This window comes from Streptomyces sp. NPDC054847 (assembly GCF_053610925.1).
Map to the genome: position 1 here is coordinate 1 of NZ_JBSGZJ010000498.1, position 5,085 is coordinate 5,085.

A 5,085-nucleotide genomic window follows, 5' to 3' on the forward strand; every position below is an offset into this window, starting at 1 on the left:
GGGGGGGGGGGGGGGGCGGGGCGGGCCGGCGGGCCGGGCGGGTGCGGTGCGGGCGGTGTCAAAGGACGCGGACCGCGCTTTCCGCGTGCTTCTTGGCGAGGTTGAGCGTGGCGGTGCTGTTGCGGCCCAGGGCCTCGCGGACGTAGCGGCGGGCGGTCTGGACGTCGGCGTCGGGGCCGAGGACGGGCTCGATGTTCTCCGGGCGCAGGACGACGGAGTGCTGCGAGGTGACGGTGACACCCGTCTCGTCGGGGACGACGGACCACTCTCCGGTGTGGGCGGACATCAGCAGCGGGGTGGCGGTCTGCTTGTAGACGATGCGCTGGGCGTGGGGGAAGCAGACGCGGACGGATTCGGTGGTGTGGGTGGAGCCGTCGGCGGTGACGGTGTCCATGGCCATGACCTGCACGCCGGGCTGGTCCTCGATCAGGTCCAGGCGCGAGACGTGGGGGACGAGTTCGGGCCAGTCGCCCACCCGGTAGAGGAAGTCGTAGACGAGTTCCGCGGGGCCGTCCACGCGGACGGAGTCCTCGAAGGACAGGACGAGGTCGTCGAGCCGGTTCCAGCGTTCGGCGAGCTGTCGGAGGTTGGCCAGCTCGGCGCGGCTGTTGGTGTCGGTGGCGCGCTCGACCCAGGCGACGTCGTCGGGGGCGTCGTCGGCGACGGTGAAGTCGTGCAGGAGGGTCAGCTTGCAGCTCTCGGCGCCCAGCGAGTCGACGATCCAGGTGCCGCCCATGGACTTGACGGGCTGGGCGGGCAGTTCCTGGCGGAACTCGACGCGGCGCCGCTCGGGGTCCAGGACCCGCCGGGAGGTCCAGGACTTGACCTGTCCGTTGGCGGTCGCCCACATGCGCAGACGCTCGCCGGCGCCGTCGAACTCGAGCCTCTCCACATGGACGTTGGGCGGGAAGAACAGCGGCCACTGCACGGCGTCCGAGATCAGGCCGTAGACCACGCCGGCGGGCGCGGCCACGTTCACCTCGTGCGTCGTTGCGTGCACTCGCTCAGCGGACATCTCTCATCCTCTTTCAGAAGTTGCCCAGTCCGCCGCAGACGTTGAGTGCCTGGGCGGTGATGGAGGCGGCGTGTTCGGTGGTGAGGTAGCCGACCAGGGCGGCGACCTCTTCGGGGGTGGTGTAGCGGCCGAGGGGGATCTTGGCCTCGAACTGCTCCTGCACGTATTCCTCGGTGGTGTCCCAGGCCGCGGCGTAGCCCTGGCGGACGCGTTCGGCCAGCGGGGTCTCGACGTAGCCGGGGCACACCGCGTTGACGGTGATGCCGGCGGGGGCGAGTTCCTTGCCGAGGGCCTTGGTGAAGCCGACGACGCCGTGCTTGGAGGCGGTGTAGGGGGCGCCGAGCAGGACGCCCTGCTTTCCCGCGGTGGAGGCGATGTTGATGATGCGGCCCCAGGAGGCGTCGGCGAGGCCGCCGTTCTTGAGGACTTCGCGGGTCAGCAGGAAGACGCTGTTGAGGTTGGTGTCGATGACGTCGTACCAGAGGTCGTCGGCGATGTCGGCGGTGGGACCGCCGCCGCTGCGTCCGACGTTGTTGACGAGGACGGAGACGGGTCCGTAGGTGTCCAGGACGGTGCGCACCAGGGCGGCGACGGACTCCCGGGAGCGGACGTCGGCGGCGGTGCCTTCGACTTCCAGGCCTTCGTCGCGCAGGTCCTCGACGGTCTGTTTGACCTCTTGTGCGGTGCGGGCGCAGATGAAGACGCGCAGGCCGCGGCGGCCGAGGTCGCGGGCCACGGCGAGGCCGATGCCGCTGGTGGCTCCGGTGACCAGGGCGACCGACGCGGCCGGCGGTGTCGGTGGAGGGGGCGGTGGCGTCATCGTGCTGCCTCCTTGTGCGGTGCGCCGACGACGGTGGTGCCGACGGTGGTCCCGACGGTGTCCAAGTCCGCTCGACGGCCGCAGGAGGGCTGCTGGAGAACGGCGTCGGCGCGGCGGCTGCGGGCGGTGCGCGGCTGGTGCGGGGCGAGGGACAGCGGGCGCAGGGCCTCGTCGAGGGCGCGGGGGGTGAGCAGGCCGCCGCGGGCGGCGAGGTAGCCGTCGGGGCGGATCAGCGCCCAGGCGCCGGGGGCCAGGCCCAGGGCCTGGCGCAGGGCGCCGTCGGGGTCGGGCAGCGGGCGGGGGCCCGCGCCGGCGTCGGCGTGGGTTCCTGCGGTGTCGGTGACGGTGCGGACGGACAGCCAGGTGCCGTGGCGGGCGGCGGCGTCGGCGGCGGTGCGCTCGGAGGTGGTGGTGCGCTCGCCGGGGGTGAGGATCAGGGTGAAGCGGACGTCGCGCAGTTCGTCGGCGAGGGCGAGGGGGCCGGGTGATTCGGGCCGGCGGGCGGTGGCGGTGGCGGCGCGTTCGCCGGGGCCGGGGACGTGGCGGCGCCGGGGTATGGGGACGGGCACGGCGAGCGGGTCGGCGACGGGGACGTACTCGTGCCGGGCGCCGGTGGTCAGCGGACTGTCGGCGTAGTCGATGCGCAGTCCGGACATGCCGCCGAGGACCTTGCGCTGGATGGCGCGGCGCAGCGGGGGCAGGTTGCGTACGGCGGTGAAGACGACGGGCAGGGCGAGGGAGGCGAGGGCGTTCTTGAGGGCGACGAGGAAGGTGGCGGTGCGGGTGGAGCCGAGCAGTGCCCTGCCGATGGGGACGCGTTCGGTGCTGTAGGTGTCCAGCAGTGCGGGGCGGGCGTGGCCGTGGTGGACCATGGCGAGTTTCCAGGCGAGGTTGTAGGCCTCCTGGATGCCGGTGTTCATGCCTTGTCCGGAGGCGGGGCTGTGCACGTGGGCGGCGTCGCCGGCGACGAAGACGCGGCCGGTGTGCATGCGGGGCACCATGCGCTGCTGGAAGGTGAAGACGGAGGTCCATGCGGGGTCGCCGACGTGGACGGGGCGGCCCAGGCCCTTGGTGAGGCGGGCGGCGAAGCGGTCGGCGGCGCCGGTCGCGTCGGCGCTGTCGGGTGCGGTGTCGAGCAGCCGCCAGTGGCCGCTGCGGGCGTAGGGCACCATCATCAGGGCCTGTTTGCCGGTGTGGACCCAGTAGATGCTGTCGGGTTCGAGGTCGGTGCGCACGGGTGCGTCGGCGAGGATCCAGGTGTCGCTGCTCTCGCCGATCAGGGGCAGGCCGAGGTGTTTGCGTACGGTGCTGTGGCCGCCGTCGCAGCCGATGAGCCAGGCGGTCTCGCAGGTTTCCTCGGTGCCGTCGGTGTGGCGCAGGGTGGCTCGTACCGTGGTGGTGTCCTGTTCGAAGCCGGTCAGGCGGACGCCCCATTCGATGTCGACGCCGAGGGCGGTGACGGCGTCGCGCAGGACGGCTTCGGTGCGGGTCTGTTCGATGATGACGGTGTAGGGGTGGCGGGTGGGCATGCTGCGGTAGTCGGCCTCCAGGCGCACCAGGCGGCGGCCCGAGGCGTACATGGTGAAGGCCCGGTTGGTGCGGCCGGCTTCGACGACGGGGGCGAGGGTGCCCATCTGGTCGAGGGTTTCCAGGGTGCGCGGGTGGACGGCGACGGCGCGGCTGGTGCGGGCGGGGCCGGCGGCGGCGTCGACGAGGCGCACGCGCAGGCCCCGGCGGGCCAGTTCGTGGGCGGCGCTCAGGCCGACCGGGCCGGCGCCGGCGATCAGGACGTGGGGGCGCAGGTCATCGGACACCGGCCGCCTCCAGCGGGGCGTCGGCGCTCTCGTCGGTGTACAGGGCGGGTTCGGCGGTCACCAGGGGCCGCAGGTCGGCGACGATGGCGGCGAAGCCGGCGCTGGTGACGGCGGCGCGGTGGGCCTGGGGGCTGTCCCACACGGCGATCTCGAGGTGGACGTTGTCCTGGCCCACGGCGCGCAGGTTCTGGTGGCTGATGTAGCCGGGCTGGGCGGTCATGTAGGCGGTGAGGCGGGCGCGGACGGCGAGGAAGGTGTCGTGGTCGCCGTGCACGGTCAGCTTGTTGACGAAGGTCACCATGGTCTGCCTCCTGCGACAGGTCGGTAAGGGGTGGGGTCAGGCGGCTGCTTCCGCGGTGGCGCGGGCGCGCAGCCGGGTGCGCAGTTCGGTGCGGCGGGGTTTGCCGGTGGGGGTGCGCGGGACGGTCTCGAGGGCTTCGACGCGGCGGATGCGTTCGAAGTGGGCCAGGCGGGAGTTGGCCTTCTCGGTGATCGCGTCGAGGACGTCGAGGACGGCGTGGGGGGCGTGGTGCGGGGGGCGGGGTGTCTCGCGCAGGACGATGCCGGCCCAGACGACGGCGCCGTGGACGGCGTCGGGCCAGCCGACGACGACGCATTCGGCGACGCGGGGGTCGTCGGCGATGATCCGTTCGACGGCGGTGGGTGAGACGAGTTCGTTGTCGTACTTGAAGACGTCGCCGAGCCGGTCGACGAGGAACAGGGCGCCGTCGGTGTCCTGGTAGCCGATGTCGCCGGTGGAGAACCAGCCGTCGGCGTCGATGCGGGAGGGCTCGTCGTCGTCGAGGTAGCCGGCCATCAGCTGGGGTCCGCGGACCTGTACTTCGCCGGTGGTCCACGGCTCGGCGGGCCTGCGGGAGTCGAGGCCGACGATGCGGCTCTCGGTGCCGGGCAGGGGGTGGCCGACGGCGCCGGGGCGGGGGTCGTCGGTGAGGCGCTGGTTGTGGCTGAGCGGGGAGAGTTCGGCCATGCCGTAGCCCTGGACGACGGGGACGCCGAGCGCCCGGCTCAGCCGGCGGGCGGCGGCGGGCGCGAGGGCGGTGCCGCCGGACATGACGGCGGTGAGCCGGGGCAGGGCGGGCACGGCGGCCGGGGCGGTGAGGCGCGGGTCGGCGGCGAGGCGGTGCAGGCGGGCGGGGAGCCCGTAGTAGTGGGTGGCGCCGGTGCGGGCGGCCAGGGTGAGGGAGGCGAGGGGGTCGCCGTCGGTGCACAGCACCTGCGCGGCGCCGGCGCACACGGCCGAGTTGAGGTGCATCACGTGGAACAGCGGCAGGTGGTTGAGGGTGACGGACGCCGGGCCGAGGCCGTGGGCGAGGGCGATCTGGTGGGCGTTGGCGACCAGGTTGCGGTGGGCCAGGCGCACCCCCTTGGGGCGGCCGGTGGTGCCGGTGGTGAACTGCAGGCACACGGTCGAGGAC

At 73.4% G+C, this 5,085-nt stretch carries 5 protein-coding genes; all 5 read right to left on the bottom strand.

The genetic code is table 11. The features are described 5' to 3' along the window. Window positions 1–58 precede the first annotated feature (58 nt). Window positions 59–1,015: an aromatase/cyclase gene (locus ACWGH4_RS30950; RefSeq protein ID WP_453466735.1), complete on the bottom strand. Its 957-nt coding sequence runs from the start codon at window positions 1,013–1,015 to the stop codon at window positions 59–61. 13 nt (window positions 1,016–1,028) lie between these two features. Further along, window positions 1,029–1,835: a 3-oxoacyl-ACP reductase FabG gene (gene fabG, locus ACWGH4_RS30955; protein WP_441267287.1), complete on the bottom strand. Its 807-nt coding sequence runs from the start codon at window positions 1,833–1,835 to the stop codon at window positions 1,029–1,031. Next, complete coding sequence (locus tag ACWGH4_RS30960; protein ID WP_453466737.1) at window positions 1,832–3,649, bottom strand: FAD-dependent oxidoreductase; 1,818 nt, start codon at window positions 3,647–3,649, stop codon at window positions 1,832–1,834. The genes fabG and ACWGH4_RS30960 overlap by 4 nt, the downstream gene beginning before the upstream one ends. Continuing rightward, window positions 3,639–3,950, bottom strand: coding sequence for an antibiotic biosynthesis monooxygenase (locus tag ACWGH4_RS30965; RefSeq protein ID WP_441267289.1), 312 nt, complete (start codon window positions 3,948–3,950; stop codon window positions 3,639–3,641). Before ACWGH4_RS30965 ends, ACWGH4_RS30960 begins: the two co-directional genes overlap by 11 nt. A gap of 36 nt (window positions 3,951–3,986) precedes the next feature. Beyond that, window positions 3,987–5,085: class I adenylate-forming enzyme family protein (locus tag ACWGH4_RS30970; protein ID WP_453466740.1), on the bottom strand; the 1,099-nt coding region annotated here is incomplete at its 5' end.

Excerpts from the sequence above, each read along its gene's own strand:
- ACWGH4_RS30950 (WP_453466735.1), bottom strand. The coding sequence starts at position 1,015 with ATGTCCGCTGAGCGAGTGCACGCAACGACGCACGAGGTGAACGTGGCC.
- fabG (WP_441267287.1), bottom strand. The coding sequence starts at position 1,835 with ATGACGCCACCGCCCCCTCCACCGACACCGCCGGCCGCGTCGGTCGCC.
- ACWGH4_RS30965 (WP_441267289.1), bottom strand. The coding sequence starts at position 3,950 with ATGGTGACCTTCGTCAACAAGCTGACCGTGCACGGCGACCACGACACC.